22 protein-coding genes, 1 pseudogene and 1 riboswitch are annotated in these 20,393 nt (G+C 37.0%); of the genes and pseudogenes, 15 read left to right on the forward strand and 8 right to left on the reverse strand.

Annotated features, from left to right (window positions below; genetic code table 11):
- Positions 1-99 precede the first annotated feature (99 nt).
- The gene (locus tag CWS20_RS01670; protein WP_066193774.1) at positions 100-504 is read left to right on the forward strand and encodes a GyrI-like domain-containing protein; all 405 of its coding nucleotides are present in this window, start codon (positions 100-102) and stop codon (positions 502-504) included.
- A 233-nt stretch (positions 505-737) separates the two neighbouring features.
- Here the strand turns inward: CWS20_RS01670 and CWS20_RS01675 are convergent, their stop codons facing one another.
- A complete protein-coding gene (locus CWS20_RS01675; protein WP_162840967.1) occupies positions 738-1,082 on the reverse strand; it encodes a hydrolase in 345 nt (114 codons plus the stop codon).
- Between the two features lie 235 nt (positions 1,083-1,317).
- Between CWS20_RS01675 and CWS20_RS01680 the strand changes: the two genes are divergently transcribed.
- Positions 1,318-1,797 carry a hypothetical protein gene (locus tag CWS20_RS01680; protein WP_066193780.1) on the forward strand — a complete coding sequence of 160 codons (480 nt, stop codon included), beginning with the start codon at positions 1,318-1,320 and terminating at the stop codon, positions 1,795-1,797.
- A 141-nt stretch (positions 1,798-1,938) separates the two neighbouring features.
- Here the strand turns inward: CWS20_RS01680 and CWS20_RS01685 are convergent, their stop codons facing one another.
- A complete protein-coding gene (locus CWS20_RS01685; protein ID WP_066193783.1) occupies positions 1,939-2,595 on the reverse strand; it encodes a hypothetical protein in 657 nt (218 codons plus the stop codon).
- A gap of 540 nt (positions 2,596-3,135) precedes the next feature.
- On the opposite strand from CWS20_RS01685, the pseudogene CWS20_RS01690 reads away from it, so the two are divergent.
- The 4 genes and pseudogenes from CWS20_RS01690 (at position 3,136) to CWS20_RS01705 (ending at position 7,975) form a co-directional block, all read left to right on the forward strand.
- A pseudogene (locus CWS20_RS01690) lies at positions 3,136-4,220 on the forward strand (bifunctional transcriptional activator/DNA repair enzyme AdaA).
- 134 nt (positions 4,221-4,354) lie between these two features.
- Positions 4,355-4,975, forward strand: coding sequence for a histidine phosphatase family protein (locus CWS20_RS01695; protein WP_066193786.1), 621 nt, complete (start codon positions 4,355-4,357; stop codon positions 4,973-4,975).
- A 498-nt stretch (positions 4,976-5,473) separates the two neighbouring features.
- Complete coding sequence (locus CWS20_RS01700; RefSeq protein WP_066193788.1) at positions 5,474-6,706, forward strand: amidohydrolase family protein; 1,233 nt, start codon at positions 5,474-5,476, stop codon at positions 6,704-6,706.
- Positions 6,707-6,733: 27 nt separating this feature from the next.
- Positions 6,734-7,975, forward strand: a complete 1,242-nt coding sequence (locus tag CWS20_RS01705; RefSeq protein WP_066193790.1) for an amidohydrolase — start codon at positions 6,734-6,736, stop codon at positions 7,973-7,975.
- A gap of 199 nt (positions 7,976-8,174) precedes the next feature.
- Here CWS20_RS01705 and CWS20_RS01710 read toward each other — a convergent pair whose 3' ends face one another.
- The 3 genes from CWS20_RS01710 to CWS20_RS01720 all read right to left on the reverse strand — a co-directional run bounded on the left by CWS20_RS01710 (position 8,175) and on the right by CWS20_RS01720 (position 11,794).
- Positions 8,175-8,345, reverse strand: a complete 171-nt coding sequence (locus tag CWS20_RS01710; RefSeq protein WP_066193792.1) for a serine protease — start codon at positions 8,343-8,345, stop codon at positions 8,175-8,177.
- A gap of 23 nt (positions 8,346-8,368) precedes the next feature.
- A complete protein-coding gene (thiC, locus tag CWS20_RS01715) occupies positions 8,369-10,159 on the reverse strand; it encodes a phosphomethylpyrimidine synthase ThiC (RefSeq protein WP_066193794.1) in 1,791 nt (596 codons plus the stop codon).
- A 150-nt stretch (positions 10,160-10,309) separates the two neighbouring features.
- Positions 10,310-10,424, reverse strand: a riboswitch (TPP riboswitch).
- A gap of 467 nt (positions 10,425-10,891) precedes the next feature.
- Positions 10,892-11,794, reverse strand: coding sequence for a diacylglycerol/lipid kinase family protein (locus CWS20_RS01720; protein ID WP_066193797.1), 903 nt, complete (start codon positions 11,792-11,794; stop codon positions 10,892-10,894).
- Between the two features lie 188 nt (positions 11,795-11,982).
- Here CWS20_RS01720 and CWS20_RS27680 point away from each other — a divergent pair, with 188 nt between their 5' ends.
- The 8 genes from CWS20_RS27680 to CWS20_RS01755 all read left to right on the forward strand — a co-directional run bounded on the left by CWS20_RS27680 (position 11,983) and on the right by CWS20_RS01755 (position 17,853).
- Positions 11,983-12,126, forward strand: a complete 144-nt coding sequence (locus CWS20_RS27680) for a lmo0937 family membrane protein (RefSeq protein ID WP_142385359.1) — start codon at positions 11,983-11,985, stop codon at positions 12,124-12,126.
- Positions 12,127-12,315: 189 nt separating this feature from the next.
- Positions 12,316-12,759 (forward strand): MarR family winged helix-turn-helix transcriptional regulator, encoded by a 444-nt coding sequence (locus CWS20_RS01725; RefSeq protein ID WP_066193800.1) that lies wholly within the window; start codon positions 12,316-12,318, stop codon positions 12,757-12,759.
- Positions 12,760-12,809: 50 nt separating this feature from the next.
- On the forward strand, positions 12,810-13,757 hold the full coding sequence (locus tag CWS20_RS01730) for a ring-cleaving dioxygenase (RefSeq protein ID WP_066193802.1): 948 nt from the start codon (positions 12,810-12,812) through the stop codon (positions 13,755-13,757).
- Complete coding sequence (locus CWS20_RS01735) at positions 13,757-14,812, forward strand: LLM class flavin-dependent oxidoreductase (RefSeq protein ID WP_066193805.1); 1,056 nt, start codon at positions 13,757-13,759, stop codon at positions 14,810-14,812. Before CWS20_RS01730 ends, CWS20_RS01735 begins: the two co-directional genes overlap by 1 nt.
- Positions 14,813-14,827: 15 nt before the next feature.
- Positions 14,828-15,394 carry an NADPH-dependent FMN reductase gene (locus tag CWS20_RS01740; RefSeq protein WP_066193808.1) on the forward strand — a complete coding sequence of 189 codons (567 nt, stop codon included), beginning with the start codon at positions 14,828-14,830 and terminating at the stop codon, positions 15,392-15,394.
- Between the two features lie 380 nt (positions 15,395-15,774).
- The gene (locus tag CWS20_RS01745; protein ID WP_066193809.1) at positions 15,775-16,551 is read left to right on the forward strand and encodes an alpha/beta fold hydrolase; all 777 of its coding nucleotides are present in this window, start codon (positions 15,775-15,777) and stop codon (positions 16,549-16,551) included.
- On the forward strand, positions 16,535-17,161 hold the full coding sequence (locus tag CWS20_RS01750; protein WP_066193813.1) for a TetR/AcrR family transcriptional regulator: 627 nt from the start codon (positions 16,535-16,537) through the stop codon (positions 17,159-17,161). Before CWS20_RS01745 ends, CWS20_RS01750 begins: the two co-directional genes overlap by 17 nt.
- 2 nt (positions 17,162-17,163) lie before the next feature.
- Positions 17,164-17,853 carry an alpha/beta fold hydrolase gene (locus tag CWS20_RS01755; RefSeq protein ID WP_066193815.1) on the forward strand — a complete coding sequence of 230 codons (690 nt, stop codon included), beginning with the start codon at positions 17,164-17,166 and terminating at the stop codon, positions 17,851-17,853.
- A gap of 105 nt (positions 17,854-17,958) precedes the next feature.
- On the opposite strand, the gene CWS20_RS01760 is transcribed toward CWS20_RS01755, so the two are convergent.
- Positions 17,959-18,306, reverse strand: a complete 348-nt coding sequence (locus CWS20_RS01760) for a YkgJ family cysteine cluster protein (protein WP_066193818.1) — start codon at positions 18,304-18,306, stop codon at positions 17,959-17,961.
- Between the two features lie 191 nt (positions 18,307-18,497).
- Between CWS20_RS01760 and CWS20_RS28535 the strand changes: the two genes are divergently transcribed.
- On the forward strand, positions 18,498-18,815 hold the full coding sequence (locus tag CWS20_RS28535) for a hypothetical protein (protein WP_241504124.1): 318 nt from the start codon (positions 18,498-18,500) through the stop codon (positions 18,813-18,815).
- Here the strand turns inward: CWS20_RS28535 and CWS20_RS28540 are convergent.
- Together CWS20_RS28540 and CWS20_RS01770 are read right to left on the reverse strand one after the other, a co-directional pair.
- Positions 18,756-19,277: a styrene monooxygenase/indole monooxygenase family protein gene (locus tag CWS20_RS28540; RefSeq protein ID WP_066193821.1), complete on the reverse strand. Its 522-nt coding sequence runs from the start codon at positions 19,275-19,277 to the stop codon at positions 18,756-18,758. The genes CWS20_RS28535 and CWS20_RS28540 overlap by 60 nt on opposite strands.
- A 152-nt stretch (positions 19,278-19,429) precedes the next feature.
- Entirely contained in the window at positions 19,430-19,966 is a 537-nt protein-coding gene (locus CWS20_RS01770) for a hypothetical protein (protein WP_066193824.1), read from the reverse strand.
- Between the last annotated feature and the right edge of the window lie 427 nt (positions 19,967-20,393).

The raw sequence follows: 20,393 nt of genomic DNA on the forward strand, positions 1-20,393 counted from the left end.
TTTAATGGAAAATAAAAAGATAGCATCTTTGGAAAGATTTGTTTATAATAAAAAAGAACAAATGTTCTATTTTTAATGAGTGTGAAAGGCGGGAACTTTATGGATTTAAAAATTATTAATACGATTAGGACAAATAATTTTAATGATGAGCGTATGATGGAAAAGATTTCAGACATGTGGAAAAGTGCCTCTGCAAACTTGAATGAGATCAAGCACGAAGGAAGCATATATGGACTATACTATGAATACGAGTCTGATTTTAAAGGCGACTACACATTGAGTGTCGCTATTGATGGGGATGATGGCTTTTCAATAACAATCCCCGATGAGACAAAGTATAAGGTATTCACAGTTAATAAAGACTCTAGCCAAGGAGTATTTAATACGTGGAATGAAATTTGGAAATTGGAAAAAGACGGGAACTTAAACAGGACATATACATATGATTATGAAAAGTATTATATTGATGGCGGCATAGAGATTTTCATTGCTGTCTCAGGATGATCATTAGAAGTGAGTCTATTCGCCAGAGGGATTGTCTCGCTTAGTGAGCTCATCGCAGCACAACGATTGATTTACTGCAGCCTAGTCTGTCTGATTTTAAAGCTGATTATCAATTATAAGCATGCTAGAAAAGCTAGGCTCCCAATGAATCGTAAAAACTTGTAAAAGGTTTTAGGGAAATCATATGAAGTGAAGAACCGAATAAAAGCAGCCCAGATAAAAATGGGCTGCTTTCATTGGGTTTCTTTATCAATTTTATTTGTATCAATAATACCCATTTTGTTAATATGCTGTCTGGACTCTTCATCCCCAAACTTATAGATCATCTCGTAAAGCTTAACCATTGTATAGTCATATTCAGGATTTTGAGACTTCTTATGATATTCCATAAATGGAACATGTGCTCTGACATATGTTTTTAAGTCGGCATCATAATTTTGGCGCATATATCTGTTCAGCTCTGCTATTTGTTCACCGTTAGCATACACTTTAAATTGCCAGTCATGTCCGTCGGCAGTATCCAAAATCGTTCCATTTTCAATATCTATATAATAAGCATTTTGTGTAGACTCCATCATAGCCACTCCTTTTTATAATTTACTGTTAGTTATACTTTTCCCGAATTGCGTATTATCAAACAATTAAATGATTTAGCTAGTGTAAAAGTTTCCGTGTTTTTATTTAATTTTTTTACAAGCTATCCTCATTCGTGTCGTATTCATATATTTTCCATTACAACGGTGTAAGAATAGGATATTTTTGTTTGAATAATGAGAGATTAAGGAAAACATCTTCGTAGAGGAGGGTGTTTCAATGTTCGAATGGAATGACTTAATCACTGCGTTTTGGGCTTTTTTCCTAATACTGCCGATTGTCTCTCTTATTCATCAGTTAGGTCATTGGACAATGGCGAAAGTGTTGGGAGGAGATTCCAATCTCGTAATAGGCAGAGGAAAAACGCTCGTCACTTTTGGACCGATTACTATTAAGAGAATCTATATTGCTGATTCTTCGTGTTCGTATAAAGGGTTGAAGATAAATAACAAACTGGCGCATATTCTTGTACATTCAGGGGGAATCATCTTTAATTTGAGTACTATGCTCATACTAAATTTGTTTATCTCCATTGACATCATTCCAGAGACATCTTATTTTTATCAATTTGGATATTTTTCCGCATACTATGTGTTCTTTGCCTTATTGCCAATTAAGTATAATGACGAGCATGTGAGCGACGGACTGGCAATTTATGAAATATTGCGGGACATTGATCCAAAAGACGTGTTTGATTAACATGATACTATAGCATTTTAGTAACGACTCTTATTTGAAGAGTCGTTTGTTCTGTTTGACTGACTATATGAAAATTAGAGCTGCTGAAAAGTAAATCAACAGCCCAATTTAACAAAACCAAATAGTAAATAAAATGACTGTCTACTCTGTCGTTAGTTTTTTATCAAAGTGCAGCTTTGTTATTACTAAAGTAATTAGTAGAAAGAGTTCAAATCCATTTGTACTTGCAGCGCTGTTAAACGGAAATGGGATGGCACTGCCAATTGTCATGATAACGGAACCAATCAGCATCCACTTCCATTTTGTATATTTATAAAGCAGTATAGCTGTAGCAATTAAGGTGATGCTTATAAAAATAATCATAATAGGTGGACCACTGGCCGATTCAGCTGGAATATATCGGAGAACTCCATACTCCCACACTGGCTTTAATTGAATATCCCAAGCTTCTGTGAAAATTTCTAAAAGAATTAAGATTATTGTATAAAGCCAAGTCATCCATAGGGTGATTTTAGATTTCACCCATTTTATGCCCGTGTGCTGTAATACACTTAGACAGAAGAGGATAAGAGTAGGGGTAACGAATGCATGAACCCAATATCTCAGATAGTTAAGATTTTCAAGCAAAGTGCCGACACCTATAAATCGTCCAAGGGCAACGACAATATTATCAAATATAAGTCCGATAATAACTAAATACACGAAGCTGCTCAAATTAAAAAGCTGTTTTTTATAGAGGCTCCAAACAAACAAAAAAATGTATGCACATGTGAAGAAAAAATAAAGATATAGATCCAATTCCTTTGCTCCTTTAAAAGTATTTAGAATAAGTATATTCCCTTGATTGGCCTTTTTAAGCAAAGTGACATCAAAAACATTAATCAATATATCAAAAAAATTGGTGTTAATTTTTTGGGGTTTTTATTTTTCTCGTTTCTGTATGATATTTTTATTAAAAAGAAATGAGGAATGAACCATGTATGTGAATCGATATGAAACATTCAAAAACCTACCTCATCAAAGAAACATTGATGTTATAGTAGCCGGAATGATTGAGGGAAAAGGAGTGAAAGCCCTGGTAAAGCAGCTTTATTAGTGGCGGTGAAACCGTTCGAACTGAAACTAAAATCCAATGGAAAGCAAGGAAAACGGTCATAGTGTGTGGGACTGAGGTTCCAGTCTTGCTTTAGTAGAGTCGATTGCAGTTTTTTGTCGACTGGAGCAATCGCCATTGTTTGTATTCGTATAAAAGGGGTTAGCGATAACCCTTATTCCAATTTTTAAGCTTAGCAGTTTTTAAAGAATCACTTATATTTCTTTAAATAAAGGAGAAGGAAAATGATTAGTGATCCTCAAAAAATAGATGCCTTTTATAAAATGTTAGTCGAAAAAAATTCCAACTATGAAGGAATATTCTTTGTAGGGGTGAAAACAACTGGAGTGTTTTGCCGCCCAACCTGTCCGGCAAAAAAACCTAAGAAAGAAAACTGTGAATTTTTTCATACAGCACAAGAGGCGGCACTTGCCTACTACCGGCCTTGCAAAAGGTGCCAGCCGTTGAATCATCCGAGCTACTTATCACCTGAAGTAAAGAAATTGGTACTCGCGATTGAAGAAAATCCGCAAAAGAGGTGGAAGGATAAAGATTTTGACGATTTATCAATTAGTGCTAATACAGCAAGGAGGCAATTTAAAAAACAATTTGGAATGACCTTTATTGAATACGCCAGGGCACGCCGGCTTGGAATAGCATTTAACCATATTCGCAATGGTAAACCGATTATTTATACGCAAATGGATAGCGGCTTTGAATCAGGCAATGGATTTCGCGACGCATTTACCAGGACTATGGGGGCGGTCCCTAAAAGAAATGCTGACATCTTGCTTTTAACAGCAAAATGGATTGAAACTATATTAAGTCCAATGATAGCGATAGCGGATGAGCATGGATTATACTTGTTGGAATTTGTTGATAGGAGAGGCTTGGAAAAGGAACTGGAAAACCTGAGAGCAAAGCTTTCTGCAGCAATTATTCCTGGAACGAACGCTATTCTTGAACAATTGGAAGCTGAATTAAAGGATTATTTTGAAGGAGATTTAATTGCATTTAAAACGCCAATCGCTGAACGGTTCGGAACCATTTTCCAAAAAAAGTCTGGGAACAATTGATGAAAATACCATTTGGAACGACGATTCATTATAAGGAGTTAGCAACAAGGGTAGGAATCGATAAAGCTTATCGAGCAGTTGCCCGTGCAAATGGAGCGAATCAAATATCCATTCTTATTCCATGTCATAGAGTCATTAACTTAAATGGTGATCTTGGAGGATACGGCGGCGGCATTCAGAGAAAAGCATGGCTGCTTAAATTAGAAAAACGCGCGCTAGAAAAAAATCATTTATTAGAGAGACAAACAGAATAAATATTGAAAAGAGTGATTCTTAATGAGAGAATCGCGCTTTTTAGTGAAAAATATAAATTAGCAAATTATCAGTTTACTTGTCCTTTGTGATTTAGTAGAATTAATTTTCTAATATTTAACAGAGGAGGAGCTATATGAAAATTTTATTGATCCGGCACGGAGAATCGGAAGCCGACCTTTTGAAGGTGCATGAAGGTAGGGCAGATTATCCATTAACTGCAGAGGGGATCGAACAAGTGAAAAAACTGGCAAATCGAGTATGCAATGAGTTTGCTTTAGAAAAAATTTGGGCGAGTACATTGCAACGCGCAAGTAAAACAGCTGCTATGTTAAGTGAAGTAATTGAATGTAAAGTGGAATACTTAGATGAATTAAGAGAGCACAATAATGGCGACATAGCTGGCAAGCCGCTTAAAGAAGCGGATGATCCTTTCCTGCTGCCTCCTCATATAAAGTGGGGAGCCTATGGCGAAACGAGAATAGAATTTAGAGCTAGAGCCGAACAAGCTCTGTCACAAATACTTGAACAGAGCAAATGCTATGATCAAATAGCCATTGTTTCCCATGGCGGAATGATTTCTAGATTGATCGAGTCCTTTCTTCAATTGCCAATCATTCATAATAAATATTTTCACACCGGTGATACCGGTATTCATCTTCTCGAAATTAACAATCTTGGCTACTCGATTCATTATACTAATTGTACTCGGCATTTAAGGGAGGATGCTTCGAGTAAATTCTCCAACGGATGGTAGATAAGAGGTACGTTTATCATCCTGTCATCTCTGCTTATGTTCAAGGACTAAATCTTTATGAATTTATATAAAACAGCTCTAAGAATTAGATGAAATTGATATATTTTGAGGGTTTATAAAAACAAATGTCGATACTATTTTTTCCCCTATCACAAAACTAGCTTGTATATTCGTTGTAATATGTTTTCAACAATATAAAAAAGTAAAAAAAGCGTAAAAACAAGTAAAGAATTTAGAAAAAATATTATCAGAATATTATTATAATTAAATAAATAATGCTCTAGGGGGATAGGATTGAGGGGGAAATTTAAAGTGTTCGGCTTATTGTTTTTCATATTATTAGTTATTTCAGGGTGTTCAACAAGTAACAATGTTAATTTAGAAAGCAATGATTCTAAAAACGATGTGAAGTTTAAATAAGACCTTATATTTATAACAGGGGATAATTAGCTTAAAATCTATAGCTTCCCCCTTAAAAATCCTTTAGGAGGTATATAAATGACAATTCAATGGTTATTGAATGTGAAACTAGAGAAATCTTTTGACATGGAAGCTGGTGAAATTCGAGGGACGAAAACGGAATTATGTCATTTGAAAATTGAGGATGGCAAAATAATAGAAATAACAAATCAGTTGCCAGACACTCATGAAATGAAATTAGATGGACAAGGTTATTTGCTATTACCTTCATTAAGAGACATGCATATCCATATTGACAAGACATACTATGGTGGTCCATGGAAAGCATGTACGCCTATAACTAATGGCATCTTTACAAGATTGGATGAAGAAAAAAAATTACTTCCAAAACTGCTGCCAACCGCACAAGAACGCGCTGAAAAAATGCTAGAACTATATATAGCAAATGGGCATACGCACATACGCACACATTGTAATATTGATCCTGTAATTGGTTTGAAAAACTTAGAGGCAACGGTGAATGCCTTGAAAAAATACGAAGATGTACTTTCTTATGATATTGTCGCTTTTCCTCAACATGGATTGCTAAGAAGTGATTCTGTACAACTAGTTAAGGATGCAATGAAAAATGGAGCAACATTGGTTGGTGGAGTTGACCCTGCAACTGTCGATCGGAATATTGAACAATCATTATATACAATATTTGATATTGCGGCTGAAAATAATAGGGGTGTAGACATTCACCTCCATGATCCGAACTCTTTAGGAGCTTTTACCTTTGAAAGAATGGCACATTATACTGAACAAACAGGGCTGAAAGGAAAGGCTACTATTAGTCATGGTATTGCTTTAGGGGACTTAGATGAAAGTGAAATAACCTATATAGGAGAAATATTAAAGCAACAGGAGATTGATATTACTACAACGATTCCGATTAATAGACAAACAATTCCGGTTCCACTATTAGATAAGCTGGGGGTTACTGTTTCAGTAGGGCATGATAGTATAACTGATCATTGGTCACCATTTGGGACAGGTGATACCATTCAAAAACTTTCTATTTTGGCGGAACGATTTAAAATGAGTGACGAGCATTCATTATCAACAGCTTTAAAATACGGAACCGGCGGGATTAAGCCGTTAAATGCTAAGGGAGAAAGAGTGTGGCCTAAGGTAGGGGATGATGCAACGATGATGTTAGTGGACGCTTCTTGTTCCGCTGAAGCCGTGGCTAGAAGAGGAGAAATCAAATCACTTTTCTTTAAAGGGAAAAAGGTAGAAAGCAAACTAGAATCAGAGCTTACTATTTAAAATTAATTTACGAAAGGGGATAATATCGTGCAAAAGGAGTTTTGGCTAACGAATGTATTGCTAGAAGTAGGCTATGTAAGAGATGAAAATAACACAATTACCACAAAAACAGACTTATTCCAATTAAAAATTGTTGATGGGAAAATTGTTGAAAAAAAAGAGAAAAACGATAAGATTTCTCCTGAAGAGGATCAAATCGATTGTAAAGGGCTTCTGGGGATACCTAGCTTAAAAGAAATGCATAATCATTTAGATAAAACTTACCTATCGCTAGACTGGAAGGCTTGCAGGCCAGCAAAAAACTTAGAAGAACGGTTGCGGCTTGAAGCAATGGAATTAGAGGAATTATCCACTACTGTTAAACAACGAGCTTCTAAAATGATTGACCTTATCCTGTCTAAAGGTGCATCACATATTCGCACCCATGTGAACATTGACCCGTACATTGGCTTAAAGAATTTAGAGGGAGTAAAAGAAGCGCTGAATAGCTATTCTGACCATCTAACATATGATATTGTCGCTTTCCCGCAACATGGATTATTAAAAGGAGAGGTAATTCCTTTAATGAGAGAAGCCTTAAATTCTGGTGCTACTCTTGTTGGAGGGTTAGACCCAGCTGGAATAGATAAAAATATTGAACAGTCATTATTCGAGGTAATGAATTTAGCGACTGAATTTGACGTTGATATAGATATACATCTCCATGATGGTGGACATGTAGGCTATTATACTATTGACAAGCTAGCTGAGATGGTAGAAGAAGCAAAATGGAATAACCGTGTAGCAATTAGTCATGCTTTCTGTCTTGGTGAAGTTCCGTTACAACAAGCAGAACATATTAGTGATAAATTAAGCAATTTAGGGATATCCATTATGTCCACCATTCCAATCACAAAATCACTACCACCTATTGAATTATTGGATAAAAAAGGCGTGAATGTTCATCTTGGATGTGACGGATTTTATGATTCATGGGGTCCGTTTGGTAACGGAGATGTTCTTGAAAAAGTAACAAGGTATTGTGAGACTTATAGAAAGAGTGATGAACTTTCACTCAGCCAATCTTTAAAATATGCAACCGGTGGAATCACACCATTAAATAAAGCAGGCGAGCCTCAATGGCCAAATGTCGGTGATGAAGCCAGTTTAGTTTTAGTCAGAGCATCCTGTTCTGCTGAGGCGGTAGCTAGAACAAGTAAGAGAGAAGCGGTCCTATTTAAAGGTGAATTTATTAGAGGAGAGCTAAATAACTCTTTAACTTTTTCTTAAGGTTTAGCTAAAAGCTAAGAAGAGATCCCTTTGCTTCTTAGCTTTTGGCTTATTTTATAAATTTAATCTAGACTTTGAAAATGGGTTTGAATCAAGAAGGTTCCATCACAAATTTGCTGATTTTTATATTATCAATATTATTTGGTTGAAGAAAAACAGCTGCTAGTATGAGGTTTTCTCTTTTCTTCAAAAGCATAATTTAATAATATAGAACATTTATCTTATTGCATTTCGCGCACACCTCATAAAAATGATTTCGCTTATAATAATGATGATCACAATAATGCTGAATTTCCTTTAGACGGTTTTCTAAAATAGCAAGGCGTGTTTTGATATGATTAATCTCTTCTTGAAGAATCTCGACATTCATTGTAATACCCCCTCTAAGAAATATTATTGATATATTTTGCTGCCAGATTGCTTAAACTGTTCAGCTTTTTCTTTCAGTCCGTTTTCAATTGCTTCTTTCGTATCAAGGTGGTTATCTGATGCGTATTTACGAATATCTTGAGAAATTCTCATGCTGCAAAATTTAGGTCCGCACATTGAGCAAAAGTGAGCGGTTTTTGCGCCTTCAGCAGGTAATGTTTCATCGTGATATTCAATTGCTCTTTCCGGGTCTAACGATAAGTTAAATTGATCTCTCCAGCGGAATTCAAAACGGGCCTTTGATAAAGCATCATCTCTTATATGCGCGCCGGGATGTCCTTTTGCTAAATCAGCGGCATGGGCAGCGATTTTATAAGTAATCACACCTTCGCGAACATCATTTTTATTCGGCAATCCTAAATGTTCTTTTGGAGTGACATAGCATAACATCGCAGTCCCATACCAGCCAATCATTGCTGCGCCGATAGCAGAAGTAATGTGATCATATCCAGGAGCAATATCGGTAGTCAGCGGTCCGAGTGTATAAAAGGGAGCTTCCTGGCATACCTCTAATTGTTTATCCATATTTTCTTTTATAAGGTGCATCGGCACATGTCCGGGTCCTTCAATCATAACCTGAACATCATGCTTCCAAGCGATTTTCGTTAATTCCCCAAGCGTCTCTAATTCTGCAAACTGTGCTTCATCATTCGCATCAGCAATTGAACCGGGACGCAAACCATCACCTAAAGAGAAGGATATATCATATGATTTCATGATTTCACAGATTTCTTCAAAATGAGTATATAAAAAGCTTTCTTTATGATGATAGAGACACCATTGTGCCATAATAGATCCACCGCGGGAAACGATGCCTGTTAAGCGTTTAGCCGTAAGCGGTACATACCGTAATAGGACACCGGCATGTATTGTAAAGTAATCGACTCCTTGTTCAGCTTGTTCAATTAATGTATCACGGTATATCTCCCAAGTAAGGTCCTCTGCCACTCCGTTTACTTTTTCAAGCGCTTGATAAATGGGGACTGTACCGACAGGAACCGGTGAGTTTCTAATAATCCATTCTCTTGTTGTATGAATGTTTTTCCCTGTTGATAAATCCATAATATTATCAGCGCCCCAGCGTGTCGCCCAGGTCATTTTTTCAACTTCATCCTCTATAGAAGAGCTAACAGCAGAATTTCCGATGTTGGCGTTAATTTTCACATGAAAATTTCGGCCTATAATCATAGGCTCTGCCTCCGGGTGATTGATATTGGAAGGGATGATTGCCCTGCCTGCGGCCACTTCATCACGGACAAATTCTGGCTTCATGCTCTCTCTAATGGCGATAAATTCCATCTCGGGTGTAATGATTCCTTTTCGAGCATAGTGAAGCTGAGTGGCATTTTTCCCTTTTTTCGCACGCAATGGTTTCCGTTTTAAGCCTGGGAATACGTGTTGATGTGTTCGAGGATCGTTTTCATTCCGATAACCATTATCCTGCGGCTTGATTTCACGGCCATCATATTCTTCAACATCACCGCGTTCTTGAATCCATATGCTTTTAATAGCCGGCAGTCCTTTTGCAATATCCACTGCATAATCAGGATCAGTAAAAGGACCACTAGTGTCATAAACTCTCACTGGAGGATTCTCTGCTTCTCCAAAGGTGCCAGTCGTTGGACTTAACCCAATCTCGCGCATTGGGACTTTAATATCAGGTCTGGAGCCTGTTACATATACTTTTGTGCTGCCAGGAAAATTTGCTGTGAATGGATGACTTTGTTCGTTTAATGAAGTTACTCGCTTTGACATAATTATTCTCTCCCTTATTTTGTAATAAAGGACAAGATATAGAACATAACAAGCGGAAAAGCGGAGAAATATCCTAAAAAATACATAAAAAAGCCGGTGTCCAATAGATGGATGGACCCGGCTAATATGTATGCAGAAGTAGTATTGCTACAATAATCACTCTAACTTCCCCACGCTGGTATGAACCAGATCAGGTCCTAAGAGTCAAGAAACTTCAACGTGTTTCTTTCTCAGCCCAACTCATTGGACTCCCCTAGTTATTTATTATTCAATTTGATTTTAGTATATATGAGACTTTAAAAAAAGTAAAAGAGAAATACAAAAATAATAAAATATGACTACATATACTTATTAGAAAATAGTTGAGCAAGAGCTATATTTAAGGAATTATAGAGCCGGTTTTTATATTACGTATTTATGATTGATATTAAATGAGGACTTGTTAGTGTTTTTTTTATTAATTGGGGAATTCCAGCTTTGGCAGTTATTGGCGGTTTTATTTTAAATGAAAAAAACTGATAGATAGTCTGCAATGAGTACCTTATTGGCACCCACTATGACAGTGAAGAGTGTATAGCGATAAATATAAAGAGTTATTCGAATCGCAAACGACGGCTATTTTAAAAGGGATACAATCAAAACGGAAATAACGGATTTATTCGAAGGAAATATATGTTTGTCCTGAAGATATTTCAGCTATCATTGGATATCTTCAGGACAAATTAATGTATATTAATCTTTAAGTGGAAAATCACCAACGACAACTGTAAGATGACCAGGCAGGACAGAAATTTTTGAGGGGGTTTCGTACTTTATTTCCCCATCGCAATCTATTCTTTGTTGAGGAGAGGCTTCAATTTCAAGACATTCTGCACGAAAGAATAGTAAATCTTCATTGCTATCTTCCGGAAATTTATTTTGAATTTGGGATTGCAGCCAAGTCCAAAAGTGTTGAATAGACGTTTGCTTAATAATTAAAACATCCAGCTTTCCATCCTGAATCTGTGCACCAGGGAAAAATGTTTGCATTCCTCCTAAGTATGAACCATTTCCAATGACCATCATAACTGCTTCGCCATCAAAAGATTTTGCTTTACTGTCCACTTTTAAATGGAAACGCTCATTTTGAAAAATCATTTTTGATGCATGAATATAATAAGACATTTTTCCGAGCAGCTTTTTATTTTCACTTTCGACGTTCTTTGACACTTCTGAGATTAAGCCAATACCCCAGAAGTTGAGGAAGTATTGATCATCATATTTACCTACATCTACTTTTTGTGTAGCTTTGTTTATAATTTGTTCCACAGCTAATAAAGGATCCTGATTCATTCCGAGCGTTCTTGAGAAATCATTGCACGTTCCGCCAGGTATTATAGCAAACGCTGGCCTGTTCTCTAATGGACAAAGCGCATTAATAATTTCATAAATTGTACCATCTCCGCCAGCACCGATCAGGAGATCAATCTCTTCTGCTATTTCCTTTACGATTTCAGCGCCTTCTCCAGCTTTTCTTGTTTTAAAAATTTTCACTTCGGAAAATGCTTCTAAAAGCTTGGAGTGAATTGTATCGACGATTTCAGCTAATTTTTGATTTCCTGCATGAGGATTTAAAATAAGTCCTACCTTTTCCATTCGATACCCCTCCCTCGATTGTTTTCAATACATTCATCCTACAGAAAAAAAAGCCATGATACTAATTATACGTACTATTTATTTCTGATTTTTCCTAATATAAAATGGCTGTTTAATATCAAAGCAGTTAAGGGTATATAAATACAAACATCATAAATAAAAGTAATTAACTTTTGGAGGTATTTATTATGCTTTGGACAATATTTTTAATTATTTTAGTACTATGGCTTTTAGGTTTTATTGGAGGGGTTGGTGGAGGACTTATTCATTTGCTCCTTGTAATCGCACTCGTCGTACTTATTTTCCAATTGATTACTGGACGAAGAGCTTAGACTAAGTAAAGTATGCTAAATTAGAATATTTATATAGCTGAAAAAAGCCAGGGTGTGATTGCCTTGGCTTTTTCGCTTGTTTGAACAATAATAGATAGGTCAAAATAAATATAGTTTTAATTCAAGATATTTTTCTTGCTATTTTATCAATTGAGTGGTAAAGTGATAGTGAAGAATGGGAGTGATATTATGCAATATAATACGCGCGGAACATTAATATGGCTGCGACTGCCTCATTTCATTCATCAAAGCAACTTGCTCTCAAATGATTTTTTAAAGCAATTTGATTTAACAACTGCACAATTCGATGTGCTGATGCAAATTTTAACCTATGAACCTTTGACCCAATGTGAGCTTGCTGAGAAAGTTACAGTCACCGAAGGCGGTATTTCGCGTATGCTCACTCGCCTGGAAAAGGACGGTCTTATTGAATGCAAGCAAGATTGGAAAACAAACACGATTTCATTAACGAATAAAGGGAAGGCTAAACTGGAAAAGTCATTCGAGGATCAACTCGCATTCCAATCTTCGTTTTTTGACGAGTGCCTATCTGAAGAGGAACAAAAGACCTTATATTCGCTCATGTCACGCGTTCATAAAAGTAGTGAAACGAAAAAATTGGCGAATAGGTAATTTTTTTACCACTTCACTTGATTAATCAATCGATATTAGGAGGGCTTATTATGCACAAGATATCAGGACACCATCATATTTCCATGATTACAAAAAATGCGAGACAAAATAACTATTTTTATCGTGAAGTACTTGGTTTACGCCGCGTAAAAATGACAGTGAATCAAGATGATCCATCAATGTATCACTTGTTTTACGGGGATAAAACGGGGAGTGCCGGAACAGAGTTATCCTTCTTTGAAATCCCGCTTGTTGGACGCACATACAGAGGGACCAATGCTATCACCCAAATCGGTTTACTCTTACCTACTGAAGCGAGCTTGCACTTTTGGGAAAAAAGGTTTGAAGCATATGGAGTTCAACACGGCTCCATCACGACCTATGCAAACCGACCAGCCTTGCACTTCGAAGATGCAGAGGGATTGCGAATGGTGCTGATGGCATCAAATGGAGAGAAAATTGAGCATTGGGAAACGTGGGAGAAATCGGATGTGCCTGCAGAACATCAAATTATGGGAATGGGAACAGTGGAAATAACTGTGCGCCGAGTAGATAAACTAGCGCGAACACTAACAGAATTGTTTGCCTATACAGAAATATCACGAACCGAGGAAGAAGCGGTTTTTCAATCGATTCAAGGTGAAGTGTTTGGGGAAATCGTCGTGAAATATTTAGACGGCCCTGCTGAAAAGCCGGGGCGGGGCAGCATACATCATTTGGCGATTCGCGCCAAAGACGATGAAGAGCTGGCATACTGGGATGAACAGGTGCGGGCAAGAGGCTTTCAGTCGACTGGAGTTGTTGATCGTTACTACTTTAAAAGCCTATATTTCCGAGAATCAAATGGTATTCTATTCGAAATAGCAACAGACGGTCCTGGATTTACAATCGATGGAGATATCGACACACTTGGTGAAAACTTGGATTTACCTCCATTTTTAGAAGAACGCCGTGCAGAGATCGAGCAAAAACTTAAGCCAATTGAGGAGGATAAATGATGGAAAAATATCGTATCAATCCATCCAATGGAATGGAATTCGGACTATACTCTTTAGGAGATCACATAGAAAATCCGCTGACAGGTGAAAGAATTTCTGCTCAACAGCGCATTAAGGAGCTAATTGAAGCGAGTAAACTTGCAGAAGAAGCTGGTATCGCAGTATTCGGAGTTGGCGAGAGCCACCAAACATACTTTACAACCCAAGCACACTCGGTTGTTTTAGGCGCCATTGCGCAGGCCACGAGCAAAATTAAAATATCCAGTTCAGCGACAGTGCTTAGTGTATCTGATCCTGTGCGGGTATATGAGGACTTTGCCACAATCGATTTAATTTCAGATGGTCGTGCCGAAATCGTCGCTGGCAGGGGCTCGCGTGTCGGCGCCTATCATTTGCTAGGGGTGGATTTGCAAGATTATGAGGAAATATTCGAAGAAAAATTGGAATTGCTAAAGAAAATAAATGAAGAAAAATATGTAACCTGGCAAGGTGAATTCCGTCCGCCGTTAAAAAATGCAGAAATTCTGCCGCAGCCTCTTAACGGCCAATTGCCAATATGGCGTGCAGTCGGAGGACCTCCTGCAAGCGCTATTAAAGCGGGATACATGGGAATTCCTATGATGCTGACTACATTAGGCGGGCCGGCAATCAACTTTAAACATTCAGTTGATGCTTATAGAGAGGCAGCTGAAAGCAGCGGCTTTGATTCAAAAACACTGCCAATTGCCACAACAAGCTTATTTTATGTTGCCGATACGACGAAAGAAGCATTACAGGGCATGTATCCGCATATTAATGGCGGTTTCCAGGCGATCCGCGGCGGCGGCTATCCAAAACAGCAATTTGCCCAAGCGCCAGATACGCGTGATGCATTAATGGTCGGCAGCACACAGCAGATTATCGAAAAAATCCTTTACCAGTATGAACTTTTTGGAATGCAGCGATTTATGGCCCAAATTGATTTTGGCGGCGTGCCATTTGAAAAGATCATGAAAAATATAGAAGTCATTGGGAATGATATCATTCCGGCGATTAAAAAATATACAGCTAATTAGATGGGAGAGAGCATCATGAAAATAGTAGCGCTTGCTGGATCTATCATCGGTTCCAAAACAAAAACAGCAATGATAAAAGTGAGAGAAATGATTGAAAACAAATATCCGGAGCATGAAGTAACATTATTGGATTTAGCTGACTATACACTTGATTTTAGTGATGGACGAAATTACTTTGAATATGATGGCGATACTAAATATGTAACAGAAACAATCATGGGGGCAGATGCTATTATTATTGGAACACCAACCTTCCAAGCATCTATCCCGGCCACACTTAAAAATATATTTGACTTGCTGCCAGTCAGCGCCTTTCGGGATAAAGTCGTAAGTGTTGTCGTTACAGCTGGTACAGCGAAGCACTATTTAATGGCGGAACAGCAACTGAAACCTATTTTATCTTATATGAAAGCACATATCGTTCCTTCATATGTATTTATCGAAGAAAAAGATTTCTTGCGAAAGGAAATTGTAAATGACGATGTCCTCTTTCGTCTAGAAAGATTAATAGAAGACACAGTATTAACCTCTGAAGCTTATGAAATCATTCGTGCGCAAAAAGATGAAGAATATGATTTCTAATCGATAACCTATAGAAAAAAAGCTGAAGAAAAGCTCATTTCATAATCAAAATGATGAGGTGACGGATGTTCCCCGCGGCTTACACTAGCTTTATAGCTGGTGAGCGTCGAACCGCTTCGCAACCAGGAAGTGCCCGGAAACAAGAGAAGCGTCAATGCAGACACTACTTCGCAAAGTGTCTCTACTGTCTTAAAACTCCCTCAGGAGTCGAACGGATGCTTCACCAAAAGAATTAATTTCTCAACACCCTTTGGCTGCTTTGGCAGCCTTTTTGATTATAATACAGAATGGTTTTTACAATTTCTTATATTTTATATTGACTAAACGTTCATTCAATAATAAAATAAAACTGAAAATTCAAATAAAAAAGGTGGGGTAGAATGGATTTGACTTATGAAGTAAACGGCAAAGGCAATCCCATTGTTCTAATTCACAGCGGTGGTGCTGATATGAGGGACTGGACTTATTTAGCGCCGCTTTTAGCAAAGGAAAACAAAGTGGTTACATTTGACGGCCGCGGTGTAGGTAAATCTCCAATGCCTAATAAGCATGTTAATTATGTTGAAGATTTATTATCACTTATGGATTATTTAGAAATTAAGCAGGCAACCATTATAGGTCATTCTATAGGAGGTCAAGTTGCTACAGATTTTGCTCTTAATTACCCCGAAAGAGTGACAAAGCTTGTAGTAATTGCTCCTTCTTTATCAGGTTTTAACTACTCAAATGAGTTTAACCATCATATGAACAGCATTATAGAAGCTGCCCCAAATATTGACAAAATGTTAGAGATTGCACTTCATACTCCAACTTATCAAGTCGTCATCAATAGCCCGCACAAAGATCTCACAGTACAAATGCTTCGTCTTCATTTTCAACATATTCTTCAGTGGCCTCCCGACCTATGCATAAGCTGGCCTCAGCCGCCAGCAAATGAACGTTTAGGAGAATTAAAACCAAAAACATTATTTATTATAGGCAAGCAAGAAATACAAGATAATTTTCTTGTAGCAGAGCGGTTTCAGGAAGTACCCGAAATTCGTTTCGTTGAAATAGATGATGCTGATCATCTAGTGACACTCACTCACCCTGAAGAGCTGTATGAGAAAATTACTAGCTTTATGGAGGATAGAAATTTATATGCCAAGAACACCTGAAGAAAATGATCGTATCCGCAAACTTTCAAAAGACAAAATATGTGCTGCAGCTATGGAATTATTTATTAAACAAGGATATTATGCCACGTCGATTAATGATATAGCGAAACAGGCAGGTATTTCTAAAGGGTTACTATACAATTATTACAAAGGAAAAGAAGAACTGCTGGCTGAGATGGTTGTTGCCAGGACAAGAGAAGTGATAAAAGTGATAGAAGAAGCTTCCGCTATTGAGATTCCAAGTAAACAGCTTGAACATATTGTTGAAGGAGCGATTAATAATATCCAGCAAAAACCTGATGTCCATCGATTCTATTTACATTTGCAAACACAGCCAATAGCTGACGAGGAATTGATAAAATACAGCCGATTGCTTATTGAAGAAAATGCAAGAATGTTTGAGGTGCAATGTGAAATATTTGAAAGGCTTGGAGTAAAGAATCCGCGGCAACGTTCGTTGTATTTTTCAACCGTGCTTCAAGGCAGCATGCTGATGATTGCTACTTATCCTAACAAGATTCCTATCGCAGAAATCAAGAAGGAGATTATGGCTGAATTTTGTAAAGAGCCTAATGTAGAAAGTGTGAAAACCGGATCAAGGAGGAACTGAAAATGGAAATAAGGGCGAATCAAATTGATTTGAATGGTCTTACCTTTCAATACCGTGAATGCGGAGAATCATCTGCGCCACCTATTGTAGCACTCCATGCGATGGGCAAAAGTGCAGATTCATGGGATGAAGCAGCTGCTATTCTAGGAAAAAAATATCGTGTTTTAGCATTAGAACAGCGCGGGCACGGCATGAGTGCCAGAACAACCAATTACTCTTTTGAATTGATGTGCGATGACTTGCTGCATTTTGCCAACAAGCTGAAACTAGAAAGGTTCACGCTTATTGGACATTCAATGGGCGGAACAGTTTCCTATCTTTTCTCGGAAGCATTTTCTTCAAGGATAGAACGATTGATTGTGGAGGACACGCCGCCTCCTTTTCCTGATAAGCCGATTGAAATACCATCAAGCCCTGTTGCTCCTCTGCCGTTTGATTGGCAGGTTGTGACTGCAATGATAAAGCAACTTAATGAACCGAATCCTGATTGGTGGCAGAACCTTCCGAATATAAACATGCCAACTCTTATTATAGGTGGTGGTTCCAGCCACATTCCTCAAAATAAATTGCTTGAAGTTTCTAAGCTTATCCCAAATTGTGAATTAGTGACGATAGGAGATGCAGGACACTTTGTGCATGAAACACATTTGCCAGAATTTCTAGCAGCGGTAGAGCGATTTCTAGATTCGTGATAGTCGGCACTCAATCATAGTTTTAATAGAGATAAGGAGGTTAAAACAATACTCATAATAGAATTTTCGAAACTATTCTATTATGAGTGCCGGTTTGGCAATGAATCACGTAAAGTCCTTCCAAGTAAAATCCACACTTAATATACCAGCAGGTGGTTCACTAGCATGATATCTTTTTGTAGAAGCTGTACTGGGGCTTTTAAAGCAAACTAGATTTTGATAAAAACCAAACGCTTTGCAAATGGAAGGGCGTGCTGAATGAATCCCGCAACGATTATTTATTTCATCAAAAAAAATGCATGTCCCTATATAACGATTTTGGTTTTTTAATTCCAAACGTTTTTTGACAGGCATTTTTCGAATCTCTTTTTGTATTTTCTTTCGTTCATTTTTAGTTATAGGTACAGGGCCACAGCACATTCCTTTACAATCTTTGCAAGGTAAACTTTCCATATACATCATCTCCAATTATGTTAAGTTATTTCTAATAAACTGGCAGGCACAACAAAAAAGCCTTTAGAATGGCTCAATAAGCGCCGGTCTAAAGACTTTAATCAATATATTTTAGTTATTTCAAATACACATTCTCGTAGAAGTTATTACCTATATTATACCATTTATATTTATCTATGGCAATGATATAGATGAAAGGGAGACGGCATGCACGAAACACACTGCTCAAGATTAAGAGAAAGATATTTTATGAAGCATCTGGTTTAAGCGGAACGGCTCTATCTGTCATCGTTTTACTTGAAAAAAAGCTCTATAAGCTTTGTCAGGCTGTTCGAACCATTCAGCAATACAATCTGCTTTCGAACGATCATTTGCCGCCTGAAGCAGTAATTGTACGACATGCTGTGGCAAGGGCTGCAGCATTGCATTCGTCCATTCCGTTACTTCCTTTACATGCTGCTTTGTTCGATTCCAATAGGATTCCAGTTCGCATCCTTGTATTGTATTAGTGTTTCATACAATTGTTCGGCACAATAAGAAGCAAGATTGCAGCCTTGGCCTGTAATAGGATCATTCAAAAATACACTGTCTCCACAGCCTACAATTAACTTTCCTTTTATAACAATATAGGGTTTTCTAATGACTGGAGTTATGGCTTTTTGGAGAAAACCTTTATCATCACATATTAAAAAGTTCTGTTCTTCCATTCTGTTATAAATATCAGGAAAATACTGTTTAATAGTATCTATCATTTTTTGCGTAAATGATCCTTTATTTTTCACAGTTTTAAAAACATCCAATTCACGATTTTGGGTGGCCATAATGAATAAAATGTTGACGGGTACATGTTCTGTGAAGGCGGGTATTTCAAACATTTCACCTGCTTCAGGAAGAATCGTTACACATACTCCGAGAGGGGGATTGGGTTTTATGCCTTTGAAGTATCCTACGATGCATTTTCGCTGAGGCATATTGAAAGGAGGTAGCTCTTCTTCAGTTGGAAACGGAAAAAGAGGTTCATTCTTGCCCGTACAATCAACAACTAAATCAAACTCATCTACTAGGTGGTTTGCACTTTCCTTATCGATTTTTTGATTTAAGTGAAAAGAAACACCTTTTTCTATTAAATCATTTGTTCGGCAATTTTTGTTAACTCAATCAATCGTTCTTCTTCTGTAAGTTCTTTATTCAGAAACGATATAGTATAAGAAACGTTTCCTTTATTAAAACTTAATGAATTATTCCCATAGTATCCTTTAATTTCATTATTGATATCTACTTCTCTTGTACCTTCATCATTTAGATTAACTTCTTTATTAAATACTGAAATTAGGATCGATTCTTTTCCATCTTGAGAGGCTGCTTGAAATTCTGTCATTAGTTCCTCACCACCATGTTTCATATCATTAATAACAGGTGGTTGAAACTCTGTGTCTTTAATGGGCAAAGAGTTTGGTAATTTGACTTCAAAAGGTAATGCTTTTAATCCATCTTCTAAAGAGTTTGCCTCATATGTTATTGGTATGTTTTTTTGTTGTTCTTCTGTCACATCCGACATTTCTATTTTCACTAATTTTGAAGTATCAAACTCACTACTTGTATTACTTTGACATCCAACCAATGAAAAGATTAACAACGAACTAATCATTATTTTTTTCATTAAAACCCTCCTGAATATATTAGTGTTATTTCCAAAATACGTTATTTTAATTAAATTATACGTATCAAAAAAACACAATAGTAATTTTTTTACAAATTTAATTTATCGACCATTCAACACTGTAATTAGTGTAGCAACGAAACCAAAAGCGGAGATTAGAAATCAATTAATATTAGACAAGTTTTTCACATATAAGTAAGCAATACTATACAATTTATTCTTTTCATGTTCTATGAGTTCCTGAAAAGCCATTTTATTACCACCTTGAGCCTTCTTCACAGTTTCAATTAAATTCTATTATTAGACCTGAAAATTTAATAAAATGATTCATAAAAATTTAAATGATACAAAATTACAATTATTTCAGTTCCACGATGTAAATGGGTAGGTTACCTTAGTTAAATTGAATCAAAACCACCAGTGTGAA

It is taken from the genome of Cytobacillus horneckiae, assembly GCF_002835735.1.
GTDB classification, from domain to species: Bacteria; Bacillota; Bacilli; order Bacillales; family Cytobacillaceae; genus Cytobacillus; species Cytobacillus horneckiae.

Bases quoted from the DNA above. Each gene is read 5' to 3' on its own strand.
- CWS20_RS01725 (WP_066193800.1), top strand. From the start codon at position 12,316: ATGCAATATAATACGCGCGGAACATTAATATGGCTGCGACTGCCTCAT.
- CWS20_RS01710 (WP_066193792.1), bottom strand. From the start codon at position 8,345: ATGAATGTCGAGATTCTTCAAGAAGAGATTAATCATATCAAAACACGC.
- CWS20_RS01680 (WP_066193780.1), top strand. From the start codon at position 1,318: ATGTTCGAATGGAATGACTTAATCACTGCGTTTTGGGCTTTTTTCCTA.
- CWS20_RS28540 (WP_066193821.1), bottom strand. From the start codon at position 19,277: ATGCCTCAGCGAAAATGCATCGTAGGATACTTCAAAGGCATAAAACCC.
- CWS20_RS01745 (WP_066193809.1), top strand. From the start codon at position 15,775: ATGGATTTGACTTATGAAGTAAACGGCAAAGGCAATCCCATTGTTCTA.
- CWS20_RS01695 (WP_066193786.1), top strand. From the start codon at position 4,355: ATGAAAATTTTATTGATCCGGCACGGAGAATCGGAAGCCGACCTTTTG.
- CWS20_RS01760 (WP_066193818.1), bottom strand. From the start codon at position 18,306: ATGGAAAGTTTACCTTGCAAAGATTGTAAAGGAATGTGCTGTGGCCCT.
- CWS20_RS01755 (WP_066193815.1), top strand. From the start codon at position 17,164: ATGGAAATAAGGGCGAATCAAATTGATTTGAATGGTCTTACCTTTCAA.
- CWS20_RS01740 (WP_066193808.1), top strand. From the start codon at position 14,828: ATGAAAATAGTAGCGCTTGCTGGATCTATCATCGGTTCCAAAACAAAA.
- CWS20_RS01675 (WP_162840967.1), bottom strand. From the start codon at position 1,082: ATGATGGAGTCTACACAAAATGCTTATTATATAGATATTGAAAATGGA.
- CWS20_RS01720 (WP_066193797.1), bottom strand. From the start codon at position 11,794: ATGGAAAAGGTAGGACTTATTTTAAATCCTCATGCAGGAAATCAAAAA.
- CWS20_RS01670 (WP_066193774.1), top strand. From the start codon at position 100: ATGGATTTAAAAATTATTAATACGATTAGGACAAATAATTTTAATGAT.
- CWS20_RS27680 (WP_142385359.1), top strand. From the start codon at position 11,983: ATGCTTTGGACAATATTTTTAATTATTTTAGTACTATGGCTTTTAGGT.
- CWS20_RS01730 (WP_066193802.1), top strand. From the start codon at position 12,810: ATGCACAAGATATCAGGACACCATCATATTTCCATGATTACAAAAAAT.
- CWS20_RS01735 (WP_066193805.1), top strand. From the start codon at position 13,757: ATGGAAAAATATCGTATCAATCCATCCAATGGAATGGAATTCGGACTA.
- CWS20_RS01770 (WP_066193824.1), bottom strand. From the start codon at position 19,966: ATGAAAAAAATAATGATTAGTTCGTTGTTAATCTTTTCATTGGTTGGA.
- CWS20_RS01750 (WP_066193813.1), top strand. From the start codon at position 16,535: ATGCCAAGAACACCTGAAGAAAATGATCGTATCCGCAAACTTTCAAAA.
- CWS20_RS28535 (WP_241504124.1), top strand. From the start codon at position 18,498: ATGAAAGGGAGACGGCATGCACGAAACACACTGCTCAAGATTAAGAGA.
- CWS20_RS01700 (WP_066193788.1), top strand. From the start codon at position 5,474: ATGACAATTCAATGGTTATTGAATGTGAAACTAGAGAAATCTTTTGAC.
- thiC (WP_066193794.1), bottom strand. From the start codon at position 10,159: ATGTCAAAGCGAGTAACTTCATTAAACGAACAAAGTCATCCATTCACA.